At 60.0% G+C, this 19,616-nt stretch carries 15 protein-coding genes and 1 pseudogene; 3 read left to right on the top strand and 13 right to left on the bottom strand.

Annotated elements, in window-relative coordinates:
• Positions 1 to 311: 311 nt before the first annotated feature.
• From EYC95_RS09940 to iolC, 13 genes and pseudogenes are all read right to left on the bottom strand, one after another.
• Entirely contained in the window at positions 312 to 716 is a 405-nt protein-coding gene (locus EYC95_RS09940; RefSeq protein WP_007907888.1) for a TraR/DksA family transcriptional regulator, read from the bottom strand.
• 327 nt (positions 717 to 1,043) lie between these two features.
• On the bottom strand, positions 1,044 to 2,066 hold the full coding sequence (locus EYC95_RS09935; protein WP_131060193.1) for an ABC transporter permease: 1,023 nt from the start codon (positions 2,064 to 2,066) through the stop codon (positions 1,044 to 1,046).
• A 157-nt stretch (positions 2,067 to 2,223) separates the two neighbouring features.
• Positions 2,224 to 3,789 (bottom strand): sugar ABC transporter ATP-binding protein, encoded by a 1,566-nt coding sequence (locus EYC95_RS09930; RefSeq protein ID WP_131060192.1) that lies wholly within the window; start codon positions 3,787 to 3,789, stop codon positions 2,224 to 2,226.
• A 70-nt stretch (positions 3,790 to 3,859) separates the two neighbouring features.
• Positions 3,860 to 4,786, bottom strand: coding sequence for a sugar ABC transporter substrate-binding protein (locus tag EYC95_RS09925; RefSeq protein WP_131060191.1), 927 nt, complete (start codon positions 4,784 to 4,786; stop codon positions 3,860 to 3,862).
• Between the two features lie 157 nt (positions 4,787 to 4,943).
• Positions 4,944 to 5,996, bottom strand: coding sequence for a Gfo/Idh/MocA family protein (locus tag EYC95_RS09920; protein WP_131060190.1), 1,053 nt, complete (start codon positions 5,994 to 5,996; stop codon positions 4,944 to 4,946).
• Between the two features lie 160 nt (positions 5,997 to 6,156).
• Positions 6,157 to 7,017: a sugar phosphate isomerase/epimerase family protein gene (locus EYC95_RS09910; protein ID WP_131060189.1), complete on the bottom strand. Its 861-nt coding sequence runs from the start codon at positions 7,015 to 7,017 to the stop codon at positions 6,157 to 6,159.
• 162 nt (positions 7,018 to 7,179) lie between these two features.
• On the bottom strand, positions 7,180 to 8,190 hold the full coding sequence (locus EYC95_RS09905; RefSeq protein WP_131060188.1) for a Gfo/Idh/MocA family protein: 1,011 nt from the start codon (positions 8,188 to 8,190) through the stop codon (positions 7,180 to 7,182).
• A gap of 33 nt (positions 8,191 to 8,223) precedes the next feature.
• Positions 8,224 to 10,155, bottom strand: a pseudogene (gene iolD / locus EYC95_RS09900) (3D-(3,5/4)-trihydroxycyclohexane-1,2-dione acylhydrolase (decyclizing)).
• A gap of 136 nt (positions 10,156 to 10,291) precedes the next feature.
• Entirely contained in the window at positions 10,292 to 11,113 is an 822-nt protein-coding gene (locus EYC95_RS09890; RefSeq protein WP_131060187.1) for a TIM barrel protein, read from the bottom strand.
• Between the two features lie 25 nt (positions 11,114 to 11,138).
• Positions 11,139 to 12,641, bottom strand: a complete 1,503-nt coding sequence (locus EYC95_RS09885) for a CoA-acylating methylmalonate-semialdehyde dehydrogenase (protein WP_131060186.1) — start codon at positions 12,639 to 12,641, stop codon at positions 11,139 to 11,141.
• Positions 12,642 to 12,671: 30 nt separating this feature from the next.
• On the bottom strand, positions 12,672 to 13,481 hold the full coding sequence (gene iolB / locus EYC95_RS09880) for a 5-deoxy-glucuronate isomerase (protein WP_131060185.1): 810 nt from the start codon (positions 13,479 to 13,481) through the stop codon (positions 12,672 to 12,674).
• Complete coding sequence (gene iolE / locus EYC95_RS09875; RefSeq protein WP_131060184.1) at positions 13,481 to 14,371, bottom strand: myo-inosose-2 dehydratase; 891 nt, start codon at positions 14,369 to 14,371, stop codon at positions 13,481 to 13,483. The genes iolB and iolE overlap by 1 nt, the downstream gene beginning before the upstream one ends.
• A gap of 136 nt (positions 14,372 to 14,507) precedes the next feature.
• Positions 14,508 to 16,445 carry a 5-dehydro-2-deoxygluconokinase gene (iolC, locus tag EYC95_RS09870; protein ID WP_131060183.1) on the bottom strand — a complete coding sequence of 646 codons (1,938 nt, stop codon included), beginning with the start codon at positions 16,443 to 16,445 and terminating at the stop codon, positions 14,508 to 14,510.
• A gap of 311 nt (positions 16,446 to 16,756) precedes the next feature.
• Between iolC and EYC95_RS09865 the strand changes: the two genes are divergently transcribed.
• The 3 genes from EYC95_RS09865 to EYC95_RS09855 all read left to right on the top strand — a co-directional run bounded on the left by EYC95_RS09865 (position 16,757) and on the right by EYC95_RS09855 (position 19,494).
• Entirely contained in the window at positions 16,757 to 17,677 is a 921-nt protein-coding gene (locus EYC95_RS09865; RefSeq protein WP_131060182.1) for a MurR/RpiR family transcriptional regulator, read from the top strand.
• Positions 17,678 to 17,753: 76 nt separating this feature from the next.
• Complete coding sequence (locus EYC95_RS09860; RefSeq protein WP_131060181.1) at positions 17,754 to 18,365, top strand: glutathione S-transferase; 612 nt, start codon at positions 17,754 to 17,756, stop codon at positions 18,363 to 18,365.
• A 25-nt stretch (positions 18,366 to 18,390) separates the two neighbouring features.
• Entirely contained in the window at positions 18,391 to 19,494 is a 1,104-nt protein-coding gene (locus tag EYC95_RS09855) for a DNA alkylation repair protein (protein WP_131060180.1), read from the top strand.
• Positions 19,495 to 19,616: the final 122 nt, after the last annotated feature.

Raw genomic sequence — 19,616 nt, 5'->3', positions numbered from 1 at the left:
GCACAGCAAGAGCATCAGGGCGATGCTTTGCAGGGTTGGCGTCAGCCAAGGGTTTTTCGGCAAAAACACTGGTGCAGGCACTGCCGCAACCAGAGATCCGTCTCTCGTCATCTTCGTCACCCCATGCATCTTCTAATTGTTGTCCAGGCATTAAACGCCACTACTGGGCCATTATCTATGATCCATTAGTAGTGGGCGCTGCAGCAGATCAATAGAAGTGCTTGAGGTTTTCGCAGACGGCAAAAAGCATCGCGGGCAAGCCTCGCTCCTACAGGGAGCAAAGATTGCCCGCGATGCGGGTCGTTACGAAATCAGGCCTGACGCTGGTGCTTGTCGATCTGTTCGTGACGCTCTTGAGCTTCGATGCAGTACTTGGTGGTCGGGCTAATCAGCAAGCGCTTCAGGCCGATGGCCTCGCCGCTGTCGTCGCACCAGCCGAAGCTGTCTTCTTTGATGCGTTCCAGAGCCTGTTCCAACTGAGGCAGCATGCGCTGGTCGCGATCGATCGCATTCACCAGCCAGGTGCGCTCTTCTTCGACAGAAGCAGCGTCGGCCGGATCGGCTGGTGTGTCCAGGCTCTCGATGGCGATGCGGTTCTGTTCGATGCGCTCATGGGTTTCGACTTTCATGTTCTGCAACAGCTCGGAGAAAAAAGCATGTTGCTCGGCATTCATGTAGTCATCCGCCGGCATGGCCAGCAACTTGTCCTTTGTCATTGATATCTCTATAAAAAAACGTGCATTAAGGCGAATTAGGGAGCATTCCGGCGGACCTGGTCTGGCCATCGGAAAGGCGCCGTTTATTCCAAGCGCCACCCGGCACTCAATTTACGAGGGCCGGCAGTCTAAGGCCGACTTGAGGCCTCTGCAATTGAAAAGACAGCGAATTTGTCCGACAAAGCCCGGAAAGTGCTCTATTGCAGCCTTTGCGGTGATTATCGGAGTGCGTTTATAGCAAGAAATTCAATCGAGCGGCTGTATATAGAAGACAAACGGCTGCGCCACGCGGGTCAGGCGTGGCGCATTGGCTGTCTGTTCTGCGACTCAGCGCTTGAGTTTACGCTTGTTGCGGTATTGGTCGATCACCACCGCCACCACAATAATCAGTCCCTTGACGATGTCCTGAATATACGCATCAACCCCGACAAAGGTAAACCCGCTGGCCATCACCCCGAGAATCAATGCCCCGATCACGGTGCCGGTGATGCGCCCGACGCCGCCGGCCAGGCTGGTGCCTCCAATCACTGCCGCGGCAATCGCGTCCAGCTCGTAAGACATGCCCATCCCCGCCTGCCCGGTCGCGGCACGTGCCGAGGCGACCACCCCCGCCAGGCCGGCAAGCAACCCGGCGATGCTGTAGACAATCACCAGGTGACGCTTGACGTTGATCCCCGAGGTGCGCGCCGCCTGCATGTTGCCGCCGATGGCGTAGGTGTACTTGCCGTACTTGGTGTAGCGCAGCGCGATGTGAAAGATCACCGCGACGACTAGGAAAATGATCACCGGCATGGCGCCATGTCCGATGGCCGTGTAGGAATCCGAGAGCATGCTCACCGGCTGGCCTTCGGTGTAGAACCGCGCCAGGCCCCGCGCCGACACCATCATGCCAAGGGTGGCAATGAATGGCGGAATCCCGGTGATGGCAATGATGCTGCCGTTGATCGCGCCCGCCAGCAGTCCCACGCCGAGCCCGGCGATCACCGGAACCCAGACAGGCAAGTCGGTCAGCGACGGAAACACCGCCCGGGCGAAATCCGAGGTCTGGGCCAGACTGGCAGCGATCATCGCGGACAGCGCCAGCACCGAACCGGATGACAGGTCGATACCGGTGGTGATGATCACCTGCGTCACGCCAATCGCCAGCAGGCCGATGATCGACACCTGCAGGATCATCAGCACCAGGCGCTGGGAGTTCATCAGGAAGCTCTGGTCGCGCACGATCCAGCCGAAGACTTCGAAGACCAGGCCGATGCCAATCAGCACCAGGAAAATACTCAACTCGGTCGGAAAGCGCCGGCGACTCTTGACCGGTGTCGTTGCTGGCTTGTTTTCCAGTATCGCGTTCATAACCACTCACCCTTCTAATGAATTCCGGCATCGAATACATACCCTGTGGCGAGGGGATTTATCCCCGTTGGACTGCGCAGCAGTCCCATCTTTTGGGGCCGCTTCGCAGCCCAACGGGGATAAATCCCCTCGCCACAGAACTGCGTTCACCCTTGACTTAGTGAACCGCGGACATGCCCGAGGCCAGTTGCATGACCCGTTCCTGTGTCGCTTCGCTGCGGTCGAGGGTGCCCATCAGGTCGCCCTCGTGCATGACCATCACCCGGTCGCTCATGCCGAGCACTTCCGGCAGCTCCGAGGAAATCATGATCACCGCCATGCCTTCGCTGGCGAGGTAGGAGATGAGCCGGTAGATCTCGGCCTTGGCACCGACATCGATGCCTCGGGTCGGTTCGTCGAGAATCAGGATTCGTGGATTGGTCATCAGCCAGCGTGCCAGCAAGGCTTTCTGCTGGTTGCCGCCGGACAAGGTGTCGATGCACTGCTCAAGCGACGGGGTTTTCACCCGCAGCTTCTTGCACATGTCTTCGCACAACACCCGCAGGGCTTTCTGCTGAATGAAACCGTGGCCGGCGTAATGCGGCAGCACCGCCATCTCCATGTTCTCCAGCACCGACAGGCAAGGGAACAGACCGCTGAGCTTGCGATCCTCGGTCAGCAGCGCAAAGCCCTTCTCGATCGCCATGTGTGGATCGCTGATGCGCACCACTTCGCCGTCGAGCCGAATCTCGCCGCCATCACTCGGGGTAATGCCGAAAATCGCTTCGGCGACATTGGTCCGGCCCGACCCCATCAGCCCGGCGATGCCGAGGATCTCGCCAGCATGCAGGTCGAAGGACACGCCTTTGAAAATACCGTCCAGCTTGAGGTCACGCACCGACAGCAGCAGATCGCCGATGGGCTTTTCGCGCTCCGGGAACAACTGGCTCAGCTCGCGGCCGACCATCATCGAGATCAGGCTGTTGCCGTCCATGCTGTCGGCCCGTTGCAGGCCGATGTAGGCGCCGTCACGGAACACCGCCACTTCATCGGCGATGGCGAACACTTCATTCATTTTGTGGGTGATGTAGATGATGCCTTTGCCCTGGCTCTTGAGGTCGGCAATGATCGAAAACAGGTGCGCGACTTCTTTGTCGGTAATGGCCGAGGTCGGCTCGTCCATGATCAGGATGTCGGAGTCGTAGGACACCGCCTTGGCGATTTCGACCATCTGCCGTTCGGCGATGCTCAGGTTGCCGACCTGCTCCTCCGGGTCGAGGTTGATCCGCAGGCGTTCCAGCAATTTCGCGGTGCAGCGGTGCATCTCGCGGTGGTCGATCATGTGCAGGCTGTTGAGTTGCTCGCGGCCGATCCAGATGTTCTCGGCGATGCTCATGTGCGGCATCAGGTTGAGTTCCTGATGGATCATCGCAATCCCGGCCTGAAGCGCGGCCAGGGGCGTCTCGAACACCACCGGTTTGCCACGCAGGCGCAGTTCACCGGAGTCCGGCTGGTAGATGCCGGCGATGATTTTCATCAGGGTGGATTTACCCGCGCCATTCTCACCCATCAGCGCCAGGACGGAGCCGGGACGGACCCGAAGCTGCACGTCGGACAACGCCACCACACCGGGAAAACCCTTGCTGACGTTGATGATCTCCAGCAGGTACGGCTCATCGACAGGTGTTGCGGTTGGCTGGATACCCACCAACGGGGTGCTCGAAGCAGTCGCTGAAGCGAACATGATCAGGTACTCCATCAGCAAGGTCGCGGTGGCAACCTTGCGTGCTTATTGTTGTTATTTGGCGGACGGGCTATTTGAACGTGTCGACGTTTTGCGGAGTGATCAAGCGATATGGCACCCACACGGCCTGTTCAACCGGCTCGTTCCTGGCCATTTTCACGGCGGTGTCGATCGAACCATCCGCCTGACCCTTGGCGTCCTGGAACACCGAAACAGCCATGTTACCTTTCTTGATCGCGTTCAAGCCGTCCGGCGTACCGTCGACGCCAGCGATCAGCACACTGCCCTTGTCGACGCCTGCCTGTTGCAGGGCCATCGCGGCACCAATGGCCATTTCGTCGTTGTTGGCCACGACCGCATCGAACTTGCGGCCCTGGGTCAGCCAGTCGTTGACCAGGGTCATGCCTTTATCCCGCAGCCAGGTGCCGGTCTGCTCTTGCTCGATCTTGATGTTCGGGTACTTGGCCAGCACCTCTTTGACGCCTTTGGTGCGGTTGGTGGTGGAGTTGTTGGCCAGGTCGCCCAACAGAATCACGATGTCGCCCTTGCCACCCATCTTGTCGGCCAGGTATTGCATCTGCATTTCACCGGCTTCGAGATCGTTGGACGCGACCGTGACCACGCCTTTTGGCAGCTTCAGGTCATCCGGGCGACGGTTGACGTACACCAGCGGGATGCCGGCCTTGACGGCGGCCTCGGTGATTTTCTTGGTGGCGGCGGTGTCCACCGGGTTGACCACGATGGCATCGACTTTCTGGCTGATGAAGCTTTCTACCTGGCTCAGCTGCTTGACCACGTCGCTACGGGCATCTTCGAACTGCAACTGCACGCCGTCGGGGTAGGACTTGGCTTTCTTGTCCATGGATTCGCGCAGGTAGGTCAGCCAGGTGTCATCGAACTGGGACATGCTGACGCCGATCTTCATGTCGGCCAGGGCAGCGCCACTGGCGAACATCAGGGACAAGGCCAGTGAGGCAAAACGGATCTTGGTCTTCATGAAAAGTCTTTCTCCACATTCTTGTTGGTTTTATGGATGAGGCGTGACGATTTTCAGTAAGCGGGCAAGCGGTAAAAGCGTTGATGACGAGCGAGAGGCAGTTCGCTGGAAATGACTTTATTGGAATATTATTTCTATATCAACTCATTTTAGAATTTTATTCTGATTTTGTTCCATAACTCTCAAACGGGCTTAGTTCCACGACCTGACGCCGCTCGAAACTCAGCCGCGCAGCGTCTAGAACGCGGGTGGTCGCCAGTGCATCACGGGCCTCCACAGGCAGTGGGCCACCGCTCTGTAACGCGGTTTGTAGCTGCAAATAGAACTGATTCCAGCACCCGCGCTCCGAGGGAACGCGTTCGCGCACTTCGCCCTGTTCGAACCAGCCCCAGCGGCGATGCTCTTCGACGCCCCAGCGTTCACCCTCGGATTTCGGCGAGAGCCCGGCGAGCGCCGAGGCCTCTTGCCCGTCCAGACCATCGACGCTGTAACAACCTTGAGTGCCGGTCACGCGGAAACGCGGGCCGGGGGTGTTTTGCAGGCAGCTGCCGCCCAGGTGCGAGATCACCCCGTTGGCGTGGGTCAGGGACACAAAGAAACCGTTGTCGAAGATCTGGCCTTTTTCCAGGTAATCCAGTTCGGCATACACCGTTGTCACCGGGCCGAACAGCAGCAACGCCTGATCCACCAAGTGACTGCCAAGATCACGCAGGAAGCCACCGCCACTGCCATTGTTCACCGATTGCGGCGAGTAACGTTCGATCCGCGATTCGAAACGGGTGACGTGGCCCAGGGCGCCGGACTCGATGAGTTTGCGCACGGTGAGGAAGTCCGAGTCCCAGCGGCGGTTCTGGTAGACGCTGAGCTGTACGCCCTGGCGCTCGGCCATGGTGATCAGGGTCTGGGCTTGCTGCGCATCGGCGGCGAACGGCTTGTCGCTGACCACCGCCACGCCGTGTTCAATACCGTCGAGCACCAGCGCCGGGCGACCCTTGAGCGGTGTGGAAATTACCAACACATCGACGCCGGCTTCCACCAGTTGGCCGATGCTGTCGAAGGCCGGCACGCCGGGGTGCTCGGCCGCCAGCAACTGTCGGCGCTCCGGGGAACGGGTGACCACGCCAACGAACGTCGCCGCCGGCAGACTGCTGATCAGCGGAGCATGGAAAAACCGGCCGCCATGGCCGTAACCGACAAGTCCGATACGCATGTGTGCATTCCTTCTTATTGTTCTGTAACCGCTCACTGGATGTACACCGCCCCTGTAGGAGCGAAGCTTGCTCGCGAAGGCGTTGTATCAGGCGACATCAATATTGACTGTGCCGCCGCTTTCGCGAGCAAGCTTCGCTCCTACAGGTTTGTGCCGGCCGTTAGCGGCAGAGTTCGCTTTTGACGCGTTCGAGCATCATCCGGTTGGACGCGTCCGGCCGGTCTTCCCAGGCGAACACCGAGACCGTGGCGATGCCGTCGAATTTGATCTCGCGCAAGGTGCCGAAAAACGCCTCCCAGTCGACTTCGCCCTGCCCGATGTCCAGATGCTGGTGCACGGTAGCCGTAACGCCCGGCGGGTTGACGATGTAGCGCAAACCCGAGGAAGCCTTGTGGTTGTAGGTGTCGGCGATGATCAAGTGGCTCAGCTTGGAGCCCGCGTACTTGATCATCGAAGCGATATCACCGACGCCGTCGTCGTAGAAAAACGTGTGCGGCGCGGCGTAGAGGTAGTTGATCCAATCGCGATCCAGCCCGCGGATGATGTCCACCGACTCGTTGTTGCGCTCGCAGAAGTCATAAGGATGGGCCTGGATGTCGAGCTTGATACCTTCGCGTTCAAACTCCGGAACCAACTCGTCCATGGAGCGCATGAACTGGTTCTCGCAGACCAGCGGGTTGTCTGACTGGCCGGTGAATTCGGTGTTGACCAGCTCGCAGTCCATCTCCACGGCGATCTGGATTGCGCGTTTCCAGTTGCGGACCGCAGCCACACGCTGGCCTTCGTCAGCGGCGGCCCAGTGGTACATCGGTAATAAGGAAGACAGTTTGACCCCGGTGTCGCTCAGGGCTTTACGGAATTCCTTGATCCGCGCCTTGTCGACCCGCGGGGCCTTGTAGAACGGCAGGAAATCTTCCCGGGGCGAGAGTTCGATGTGCTCGTAGCCGAGTTCGGCGACTTTATCGACCATCTTGCCCAGGGACAGGGTGCGGTACATGTAAGGGTCTAGTGCGATGCGCATTTTATTGTTCTCCCTAAACAGGTCTTGAGCCCGGCACACATCCTGTAGGAGCGAGCGGTGCGGCGATCCGACTTGCCCGCGAAAGCGTCAGCACAATCCACATTGATGTTGGCTGAATAGCCGCCTTCGCGGGCAAGCCTCGCTCCTACAGGGAATCGGGGGTTAGCCGTAGAAATGTGGGCGGTCTGGCAAGGTGACTTTTATGATCTGGCCGCTGTTTTGGGCTTCGATGCACGCATCCGCTGCCACCGCCGCTGCGAAGCCATCCCACGCCGAGGGGCCGCCCACCTGACCAGCGCGCACACCATCAATGAACGCCTGCAACTCAACGTCGTACGCCGCAATGAAGCGATCCTTCCAGTCCATCAAAATCGCATTCGACAGCTTCGCCCCACTGCGCAGTTGAACCTGCGAAGGCTCCGGCAGTTTGGCGATGCCGGTCTCCCCCACCACTTCGCACTGGATGTCGTAGCCGTACTGGCAATTGACGAACACTTCCACGTCGATGCGCGTGCCCTTGGCGGTTTCCAGCAGCACGATTTGCGGGTCTTTCAAATGCGCGAGGGCTTTGCTGCTCTTGCGCGGGAACACCACTTGCACCGATACGTAATCGTCGTCGAGCAACCAGCGCAGCACATCCAATTCATGGATCAGCGTGTCGGTGATGGCCATGTCGGTCTTGTAGTTTTCGCCCACGGTCGGGTTGCGATGCGCGCAGTGGAGCATCAGCGGTTCGCCGATCTGGCCGCTGTCGATCACCGCTTTCAGGGCGCGATAGCCTTCATCGTATGGACGCATGAAACCGACCTGCACCAGGCGCTTGCCGTGTGCTACTTCGGCCTCGACGATGTTGCGGCAGCCTTCAGCGGTGACCGCCAGGGGCTTCTCGCAGAACACCGGTTTGCCCGCCGCAATCGCCGCCAGCACAAACGCTTCGTGGCTCGGCCCCCAGGAGGTGACGAGGATCGCTTCGACTTCGGGCGCCTTGATCAGCGCGTGGCCGTCGGGGTAGACCTCGGCGGTCAGTTTCAGGTCGGAAACGACCTTGGCCGCTTGCTGCAAATTGATGTCGGTGACGGCGACAACCTGGCTGTTGAGCAAGGTCTGGCTGCAACGACGAATGTGATCCTGGCCGATGGCCCCTGTACCGATAACACCCAGCTTCAAAGACATTTCTGATCCCCTGTTGGAATTTTTGTCGAGCAGTCAGTACTGACGGGCCTTGGCCAGTCGTTCGTTCAGGGTCTTGGCCACCGCATCGGTGCGGGCGCTGGTGGAGACTTGCGCCACGCCGACCCGCCACCACGACAGGTATTTGTGAATCATGGTTTTGGGCAACACCTTGATGTCGATCAGCGTCGACACGGTCTGCAGGCGTGCATCCGCCAGTGCGGCTTTCAGCTCTTCAACGGTGTTCACTTTGTAAGTCTTGCAGCCATAGGCGGCCGCACTCATGGCGAAGTCCACCGGCACGAACCCGCCATCGAGCTTGCCGGTTTCCGGGTTGCGGAAGCGAAACTCGGTGCCGAAGCTGTCCATGCCGTGTTCCATCTGCAGGTTGTTGATGCAGCCGAAGGTCATGTTGTCGAGCAGCACCACGTTGATCTTGCGGCGCTCCTGGATCGAAGTCGCCAGCTACGAGTGCAGCATCATGTAAGAGCCGTCGCCGACCAGCGCATAGACCTCGCGCTCGGGCTCGGCGAGTTTCACGCCCAATGCGGCGTTGACCTCGTACCCCATGCAGGAATAACCGTACTCGACGTGATAGGTGTTCACGCCCTTGCTGCGCCAGCTGCGCTGCAAGTCACCGGGCAGGCTGCCGGCAGCGGCGACGATCACGGCGTCATCGGCGAGGGTTTCGTTGAGCACGCCGAGCACGCGGCTCTGGGTCAGGCAGGAGCCGGTCAGCTCGATGAATTCGCGCAGGACCGCCGGGTCCATGTGGTCGTTGATTTCCGGGATGAAATCCTGGGTCTGGTATTCGACCTGATAGAGGCGATCGACTTCTTCGTCCAGTTGCGCCTTGGCCTGACGCGGCTGATCGCCCCACGCCGAACGGTAATCGCCCAAGGCTTCAGCCAAGGCTTGCAAGCCGGTTTTGGCATCCGCCAGCAGTTGCACGCCGTCGAGTTTCAGGGCATCGCAGGGGCTGATGTTGAGGTTTAGAAATTGCACGTCCGCCTGCTGGAACAGGGATTTCGACGCGGTGGTGAAATCGCTGTAGCGAGTGCCGATACCGATGATCAGATCCGCTTCCCTGGCCAATAGATTCGCCGCCAGACAACCGGTTTCGCCAATCCCGCCAACGTTCAGCGGGTGACTGGAGACCACCGCGCTCTTGCCGGCCTGGGTTTCGACGAAGGGAATATCGAAGCGCTCGGCAAACGCTTGCAACGCCGCGTTGGCACCGGAGTATCTGACCCCGCCACCGCAAATGATCAGCGGTTTGCGCTTGCCTTTAAACAGCGCCAAGGCGTCGCCGAGCATCGCTTCAGTGGCCGGACGGCGCTCGATGCGGTGCACGCGTTTTTGCAGGAAGTAATCGGGATAGTCGTAGGCCTCGGCCTGCACGTCTTGCGGCAAGGCCAGGGTCACGGCGCCGGTTTCGGCAGGGTCGGTGAGTACGCGCATGGCGTGGATCGCCGCGGTCATCAACTGCTCGGGACGGTTGATGCGGTCCCAGTATTTGCTTACGGCCTTGAATGCGTCGTTGGTGCTGATGCTCAGGTCGTGGAACTGCTCGATCTGTTGCAGCACCGGGTCCGGCTGGCGACAGGCGTAAACGTCGCCGGGCAACAGCAGCAAGGGAATGCGGTTGGCGGTGGCCGTCGCGGCGGCGGTCAGCATGTTCGCCGCGCCCGGGCCGACGGATGAAGAACAGGCGTAGATTTTGCGTCGCAGGTTTTGCTTGGCGAAACCGATGGCGGCGTGGGCCATGCCCTGCTCGTTGCGGCCCTGATGGACGATCAGGTCGCCGCTGTTCTGCTCCAGGGCTTGCCCCAGGCCCAGCACGTTGCCGTGACCGAAAATGGTAAAGATCCCGGCGACGAATTTGCTCTGGACGCCATCGACCTCGATGTACTGGTTATCGAGGAATTTCACCAGGGCCTGGGCCATGGTCAGTCTTGTTGTGGTCATGCTTGCACCTTTTTTTGAAGGCAAACCCAGTCTAATGTGGGAGCGGGCTTGCTCGCGAAAGCGGTGTGTCAGGCGACATCAATGTTGGATGTACCGCCGTCTTCGCGAGCAAGCCCGCTCCCACAGGGGATCTCCATTAACCTTGAGTTTTTTGTAGGTGATCCATGCTCGCGCCAATGGCCTGCTGGATATTTGCCAGGCCATGGACGCTGTCGGCAAACGGTTCGAACGACAGGTAGCCGCTGTATCCGCTGCTGAGCAAGGTGGCGATTTGCGTGGCGTTGCCGAGGATGTCGCCCTCGCCCACCAGCACGCGATGGCCGTCGCGAATGGTCGCCAGCGGCGCTTCGGCATCCTCGACACTGGAGATGTGCACCAACCCGGTCAGCTCGGGGAAGTATTCATGCTCACTGGCCAGGTGATGGTGAAAGGTGTCGTGGACCAGCCGGAACACATCCAACCCGCCAATCCCCTTGATCGCCTCTACCGCCGTACGCTTGAGGCGCAGCGAACATTCTTCAAACCCCAGCGGCTCGATGAAGCCAAGGATGCCGTGATCGCGCAGGATCGGCGCCAGTTCGCTCAATGCGGTGCGCAAGCCTGCAGCGCGCTCGGCTTCGCTTCGCGGGTCGGCGCGATCGTTCAGCGGGCACATGACCAAACCCTGCGCCCCGCAATCACGAGCATAAGCCGCCAGTTTCAAGGCCTGCGCCCGGCGCTCGTCATTCCACACATCAAACGGATACAGCGCGTTGATCGACAGCACGGTGATGCCTTTGGCCGCACACAACTCACGGACATGTTCGGGGGCGGTGCCGTCTTCGATCTCGACGCCCTTGAGGTCGTTGCGAATCTCGATGGCGTCGGCCTTGAGGGCCACCGCCAGGTCGATGAACGCGGGCAGGGACAAACGTGGGGCGACCATACGGTTCAGGGCGAAACGCAGGGGTTTGCTCATTATTGTTGCTCTCCGCACAGGTGAATTATTTGGCCGTCGGCATGCTGAATTCAGGGCCCTTGGCGATGCTTTCGGGCCAGCGCTGCATCACGCTTTTGTAGCGGCTGTAGAAGCGGATGCCTTCTTCGCCATAGGCGTGATGGTCGCCAAACAGCGAGCGCTTCCAGCCGCCGAACGAGTGCCAGGCCATGGGCACCGGAATCGGCACATTGATGCCGACCATGCCGACCTTGATGGTGCGGGCGAAGGCCCGTGCGATGCCGCCGTCGCTGGTGAAACACGACACACCGTTGCCGAATTCGTGGGCATTGATCAACGCCACGGCGCTGGCGAAATCCGGAACGCGGACAATGCCCAGTACCGGGCCGAAGATTTCCTGCTGATAAATACTCATCTCGGTCGTGACGTTATCGAACAGCGTCGCGCCGACGAAGAAACCGTTCTCGGCGCCCGGCACCTTGAATCCACGACCATCGACAATCAGCTGCGCGCCTTGCGCCACGCCCTGATCGATAAAGCCTTCGACCTTGGCCTTGTGTTCAGCTGTCACCAACGGCCCCATGTCACTGTCGCCCTGCATGCCATTGCCAACCTTGAGTTGGTCGATGCGCGGCAACAATCTGGCAATCAACTGGTCGCCCACATCACCCACCGCGACCGCAATCGAGATCGCCATGCAACGCTCGCCGGCCGAGCCGTAAGCCGCACCGATCAAGGCGTCTGCGGCTTGATCCAGATCCGCATCGGGCATGACGATCATGTGGTTCTTCGCCCCACCCAGCGCCTGGACCCGCTTGCCACGGGAGGTGGCCTGCTGGTGGATGTACTCGGCAATCGGCGTCGAGCCGACAAAGGAAATCGCCTCGATGTCCGGGTGTTGCAGCAGTGCGTCGACCGCAGTCTTGTCGCCCTGAACCACGTTGAACACGCCGTCCGGCAACCCCGCTTCGGTCAACAGGCGCGCCATCAGCAAACTGGCGGACGGGTCACGCTCGGAGGGTTTGAGGATGAAGCAGTTACCGGTGACCAACGCTAGCGGGATCATCCACAACGGCACCATCACCGGGAAGTTGAACGGCGTGACCCCGGCGCACACACCCAGTGGCTGGCGCAGGTTCCAGTTGTCGATGCCACCGCCGATGTTGTCGCTGAACTCGGTTTTCAGCAGGTTCGGCGCGCCGCAGGCGTATTCGACGATTTCGATGCCACGGGTCACTTCGCCCTTGGCGTCGGAGAACACCTTGCCGTGTTCGCGGCTTATGATTTCTGCCAGTTCATCGTGATGACGGTCGAGCAACTCCTTGAACTTGAACATCACCCGCGAACGGCGCAAGGACGATTGCTCGGACCAGGCCGGGAATGCTTTCAGGGCCGAGACGACGGCAACGTCCACGGTCTTCTGGCTGGCCAGCCCGACGCGTGCCTGAACATTGCCGGTAGCAGGGTTGAAGACGTTGCTGAACCGCTCGCTGCCGCTGTCTTGCACTTGACCGTCGATGTAATGGCCGATGACCGGGGCGTCGCTCATTGTTCTTGTTCTCCGTGCAGAAGGTGAAAGTCAGAGATCAAGCAGCCAACTGTGCTGCGGATCGTTATGGAACTGCCAGACCCGTTTCGGCCCGGCCATCACGTTCAGGTAATACGACTCGTAGCCGTAGGGCACGCTGACCGGGTGATAGCCCTTGGGCACGACCACGAGGTCGCTGTTTTCCACGGCCATGGCTTGATCGATGCTGCGGTCGTCGGTGTAGACGCGCTGGAACACGAAGCCTTGGGGCGGGTTGATCTGGTGGTAATAGGTTTCTTCGAGAAAGCTCTGGTGCGGCAGGTCGTCGGTGTCGTGTTTATGCGGCGGGTAGCTCGACGAGTGTCCAGACGGCGTGCGCACTTCCACCACCAGCAGCGAATGGGCAGGCTCGGTGTCCGGCAGGATGTCGCACACGTATCGGGTGTTGGCGCCCTTGCCGCGCACGCTGCGCTTCATGCTGTCGGGTTTGATCAGCCGCGGGCCGAGGCCCTTTTCGGCTGAGCCCGGTGCGGCGCAGACGGCGATTTGCACATCGCTCAACGCCACGACTTGGGCCTGACTGCCCGGAGGCAAGTACGCGGCGAAGGGCGATTTGTCTTCGAACACCGACTGGCGATCGCCGAGGTTGTCCCAGTCGAACGCGCCCTGCCCCGGTACTTCGCCCTTGATGCTGACCCGGCCGCTGAGCAGCACCAGGCACAGCTCTTTATCACCGGCCGACACCGGCAAGGTTTCGCCCAGACTCAAGCGGTACGCGGCGAAGCCGACGAATTCCAGTTCATCTTTGCCTAACTCGACCATGGTCCGGCCACGGGCGTTGCTTTTGACCAGCAGGCTCATCACTTAATCCTCTCGTCGAGCAGCGCACGCAGGGTGTCGTAACCTTTTTTCGCATAGGCATAACTGGGCGCCACGGCCGGGTCCTGCTCGGCCTCGACCACCAGCCAACCGTGGTAATCGTTGGCCAGCAACACATCGAGCAGCGCGGCGAAGTCGATGTCGCCATCGCCGGGCACGGTGAAGGTGCCGTTGATGATGCAGTCCGGAAAGCTCCACAGGTTGTTACGCGCCAGTTGCACCACCGGTTTGCGCACGTCCTTGAAATGCACGTGGCAGATGCGTTCGATGTGTTTACGCAGCACCTGCAACGGCTCCCCGCCGCCGATGTAGCAATGGCCCGAATCGAACAGCAGACCCACTTCGCTGCCGGTCAGCACCATCAGCTTGTCGATGTCGGCCGGGGATTCGACGTAGGCGCCCATGTGGTGGTGATAGGCCAGGCGCACGCCTTGGGACAGGGTGAAACGCGCCAGTTCGGTGAGCTTGTCGGCGTATTCCTGCCAGGCCTGTTCGGTGTGGAAACGCGGGCGCTCGACCAAGGGAATGCGTTGGCCCTGGATCGAGTCAGCCACCTCACCGTAAACCAGCACCTTCGCGCCATTCTTCGCCAGCAGCTCGACGTGACTGCCGATGGCGTCGATTTCCTCGGCCACGGAACGGCGGGCCAGACGGCTGGAATACCAGCCGGACACCAGCGCCAGTTCGTAGGGCCGCAGCACGTCAGCGACGCCTTTGGCATCCTTGGGGAATTTGCCGTTGAGTTCGAAACCTTCGTAACCGATTTCCTTGCCTTCGCTCAAAGCGGTGCTCAGCGGCGTCTCGCCACCGAGGAATGGCAAGTCGTCGTTGCTCCAGGAGATCGGGTTAATGCCAATTCGGATAGCGGGCATGGCTGCACCTTTTATTGTTTTCTAAATTTCCGTTGAGTCTGAGGCCGCCTTCGCGGGCAAGCCTCGCTCCTACAGATCACCGCTGCTTCCTGTAGGAGCGAGGCTTGCCCGCGAAGAACGATAACGCGGTGTTGCGTCATGCGCGGGCCGTGCGCCAGGCTTCGATCAGTTCGACGAAGGTGTCCTGCACCTGGCGGATCAGCGCCTCGTCGTCGATCTCCCCGGCCAGCCACGCGCGGCTCGGTTCCTGGAAAATCGTCCGGCCCACGGCGAAACCACGGCACGTTTGGCTTTGACTCGCTTGTTGAAACCCTTCGGCCAACGCCGCCGCCGGCGCATTCAGGCCCAGTAACACCACGCCACGGCAATACGGATCGCGCTCCTGAATCAGCTCGTCGAGTTGTTTCCATTCCTCGGCACTCTGCGCTTCGATCTTCCACCACGCCGGGTAAATCCCCAGGTTGTAGAGGCGTTTCAGTGCGCGATACAGCACGTCCGGATGGGTCGACGGATGATCCTTGGGCGGGATGATTTCCAGCAGCAGTTCATGACCGCTGACCTGGGAGGCCTGATACAAACCCTTGATCTGCGCTTCCTGTTCCAGCCGCAGCAACGGCTCGTCGTCGGGATGGAATTGCACCAGGCACTTGATGATTTGCTCTTGCGGCCAGGCAATCAGGTTGCTGCCAATCGAGCGCCCATGTTCAAACGCCAACGGCCGCGAGCCCTGGACTTCCACCGGCCGCGCCACCCACCAACCGCGACCGGTGGCTGCGTTCAGCGAGTCCTGGCCGAAACGTTGATCAGCCAGCAACCCAACATCAGCGTCAATACCTTGCTCACGCAAATCAGTTTCAACCCGCTCCACGGCCTTGATAAAGAGTTGCTTGAGTTCGCAGATCGCGCTCAGGTCGCGGCCGCCCTCCTGCGCCAGTTCTACCAATTGCCCACGATGATCAAAGGCAAAGATGAACAGCTGCCGCCACTGTTTGCGCGGCACGCTGACCTGATGCAGACGCTGCAACACCGCATCCTGATCCGGCCGGGTAATCGGCACCGGGCTGTTGAACAGGTAATCGAGTTCGGCGCGAGTCGGCATCGCCGGGGCGCACGCATGACGCGACACCACCAGACCGCCGCAGGCATTGGCCAACTGGCAGCAGCGCTCGTCACTGGCATCCTCCAGCCAACCGCTGAGGAAGCCCGACATGAAGGCATCGCCGGCCCCCAATACGTTGAGCACTTCCACCCGAACGCCGGGGTAAATCGCCCCGTCTTCAAGCCGCACCGGAATCACCCCGTGAATCACCGTGCAACCCTGTGGACCAAGCTTGACCACCAACGTTGCATCGCTCAAACGCCGGACATTACGCAACGCCGTGAGCAAATCCTCCGACCCACCAGCAATCAAAAACTCCTCTTCGGTGCCGACAATCAGATCAAAGCGCGGAAGAATTTTCTGCACATGCTGGCTGACGTTCTGATCAGCGACGAAGCGGGTTTCCCCATCAGCCTTGCCGGCCAACCCCCACAGCACCGGGCGATAATCGATATCCAGCACCCGTTTGACGTTGTGCTTCTCGGCGTAATCCAGCGCCTGGATGCTCGCCTTGTAGACGCCGTCGGTGGAGAAATGGGTGCCGGTGATCAGCAAGGCTTTGCTGGAGGCGATGAAGGCTTCGTTGATGTCTTCGGCCAGCAGCGCCATGTCAGCGCAGTTTTCACGGTAGAACACCAAAGGAAAGGTTTCGCGGTCCTTGAGACCGAGCAAGACCATGGCGGTCAGGCGCTCCGGATCGACTTTGACACCGCTGACATCACAGCCTTCGCGAGCCAGGGATTCCAGGAGGAACCGGCCCATGTGGTCGTCCCCTACCCTGCTCAACATTGCCGATTTCAGGCCCAGCCGAGCAGTGCCGAAGGCGATGTTGGCGGACGATCCACCGAGGTATTTGGCGAAGCTTGAAACATCTTCCAGCCGCGCCCCGACTTGCTGCGCATAGAGGTCGACGCCAAGGCGCCCCAGGCAAATCAGATCCAATTGACGCCCACTGGCAAAACGAGTCTGGCCCATGCTGGCTCCTGTTATTTTTATCAGCCTGCGTTCGGGGCGATGGAGGCGCCGAACACTCTTGGTGGGATGCAGACTAAAACGACCGGGACCGAACAATCAATAATTATTCCAAATAATTTTTACGTGGAATATTTTTTCCAATAAACTTTTACCAAAGCATTTCAGACACAGTGCATCGTTTCAGCAAACCTCACGCCGGCCGCAAGCTCAAGATTTTATTCCGGCCTACCCTGTAGACTGCGCACAGCCAACCTATTGTCAGGGGACGACACACAAGTCAGCCCTATAAGAACAAGCCAGAAGGATTCCCTATGTCCCGCACCGATCAGCCGGCTACGACCGAGAGCACGCCCGACAGCGATCTCGTCAGCCCCCCGATCAATGCCGAGCGCCTGCTGCAGCTGATCACCAACGAATACGAAAGCCTGCCGCGCCAGCTCAAACGCATCGCCAGTTACATGAGCCAGCAGAGCGACCGGATCATGGTCGACCGCATCAGCGACATCGCCCGCGAGTGCGAAGTGCACCCGTCGGCCATCGTGCGGTTCTCCCAGCGCTTCGGCTTCAGCGGTTTCAGCGAAATGCAGGCCCTGTTCCGAGAGGCGTACACGCACAAAACCACGCCGGTGCAGAACTACCAGCAGCGCATTCGCAGCATGATCGCCAACAAATCGCAGAAAGCCAGCGGCGGCGACCTCGCCCGCGAGTGCATCGACGCGACCCTGTCCGGCATCGAGCGGCTGGGGCAGGAACTCGATGACGAGGCTTTCGACAAAGCCGTGGACCTGGTGGTCAACGCCGACAACATCTACGTGGTCGGCGTGCGCCGTTCGTTCGCCGTGGCCGATTACCTGGTCTACAACCTGCAACACACCAATAAGCGCATCCACCTGGTCTCCGGCCTCGGCGGCAGCTACCGCGAGCAGATGCGCAGCGTGCGCGCCAATGACCTGGTGATCGCGATCAGTTTCACGCCGTACGGCAAGGAAACCCAGCACTGCCTGCGCATCGCCCAACACAACCAGGCGAAAACCCTGATCATCACCGACAGCAACCTGTCGCCCCTGGCCAAGCGCGCCAACACCGTGCTGCTGGTCAATGAAGGCAGTTCGTTCGCCTTCCGCTCGTTGAGCGCGACGTTGTGCCTGTGCCAGGCGCTGTTTATCGCCGTGGCGTATCGACTGGAATTGAAGGTCGACGAGATTCACGAACAGGTCGGTTTCGACGATTAGCCCAGCGCCGTTTGCAGGTCGCCGAACCTCAGCTAAGGTAGTCCATCCCGACATGGACACCTGAAGGAGCGGCTCAATGAAACTGATCGGCATGCTGGATTCGCCCTACGTGCGGCGCGTGGCCATTTCCGCCAAACATTTGGGCATCGACCTGGAGCACGAATCAGTTTCGGTGTTCCGCCACTTCGAGCACTTCCAGCAGATCAACCCCGTGGTCAAGGCGCCGACCCTGGTGCTGGACGACGGCGAGGTGTTGATCGACTCGACGCTGATCATCGACTACCTCGAAGCCCTGGCCAGCCCCGGCAAAAGCCTGATGCCCGACGACCTCAAGCAACGGCTGCGCGCATGGCGCCTGATCGGGCTCGGGTTGGCGGCGTGCGAAAAGTCAGTGCAGCTTTACTACGAACGCAACCTGCGCCCCGCCGAGATTCAATACCAGCCTTGGGTTGAACGGGTTGAAGGCCAACTCGCCGCGGCGTATTCCGCGCTTGAACGGGAGTTGGAAAAACAGCCGCTGGCAAACGGCACCTTGATCGGGCAAGACGGCATCACCCTCGCCGTCGCCTGGAGCTTCACCAACCTGGTAACACCGGATCAAGTCGACGCCGAACGGTTTCCTTTAATCGCGGAATTCACCGCGCAGGCAGAAAAGCTTGAGGCCTTCATCAGTACCCCGATAACCTGACCGGCCCCCTCGAACGGACCCGACCATGACCGCCGCCGAACAACCCGCCCCGGCGCTGAAGGAAATCTTCAACGCCGAACGCCTCAAACACATCGCCACCGAAATGACGGCGGTCTACCCGGCATTCAACGCCAAAGCCTTCCTAAAAAAGGCCAACGACGGCCTCGCCGACCTGTCGATCATGCAACGCATGGCCCGGGTCAGCGAATGCCTACACGCCTTGTTGCCGCTGGGTTATGACGAATCTCTTGAAGTGCTGCGCGCCCTCGCCCCTCGTTTGAACAGCGGGTTTGTCAGCATCTCGCTGCCGCATTACGTGGCGATGTATGGCGGGCATGATTTTGAGCGGTCGATGGAGGCGCTCAAGTACTTCACTGCGTTTGGGTCTGCGGAATTTGCGATTCGGTATTTTCTGCGCAGTGATCTGCAGCGGTCGTTGGCGCTGATGCAGGAATGGTCTCGGGATGGGAATGAGCATGTTCGGCGCCTGGCCAGTGAAGGCAGCCGACCGCGGTTGCCGTGGTCGTTTCGGTTGGAGCAGATTCAGAGTGATCCGACATTGGCGGCGGCGATTCTCGACAACCTCAAGGCGGATGACAGCCTTTACGTGCGCAAGTCCGTGGCTAATCACCTTAATGACATTACCAAGGACCATCCGGAGTGGGTGCTGGATCTGATTGAGGGTTGGGCGCTGGAGAACAAGCACACGGCGTGGATTGCCAAGCATGCGCTGCGCAGTTTGATTAAGCAGGGGAATCAGCGGGCGTTGGCGATTATTGGGGCGAGTGGCAAGGCTGAGGTTGAGATTGTTGGGGTGAAGGTGGAGCCGGCGGTGATTCGGTTGGGGGAGAAAATCACCCTGTCGTTTGCGGTGAAATCCACAGTGCCAGAGAGTCAGCGGTTGGTGATTGATTATGCGATTGATTACGTCAAAGCCAATGGCAGCACTTCGGCGAAGGTGTTCAAGCTGAAGGCGTTGACGTTGGCTGGCGGGGCGACTGAACGGGCTAGTCGTGGTCAGCAGATTAAGGAGCTGACCACTCGGAAGCATTATGTAGGCAAACACGCGGTGCACATCCTGGTGAATGGCGAACGCCTGGCTAGCACGTCATTCGAAATCCTCGGCTGAGACGTGCCGCTATTCTGTGGGAGCGAGGCTTGCTGGCGATGGCGTCAAGCCTGACCCGTGCCGTGTTATCGCAATAAAATCTCGTGCGTTTGCAGAGCTCCGCGCAATCGGTCAGAAGCTGT

Source organism: Pseudomonas sp. BGI-2, from assembly GCF_004310295.1.
Classification (GTDB): Bacteria; Pseudomonadota; Gammaproteobacteria; order Pseudomonadales; family Pseudomonadaceae; genus Aquipseudomonas.
Note: the sequence above shows the minus strand (reverse complement) of the source record. Positions and strands in the feature narration are given on the sequence as shown.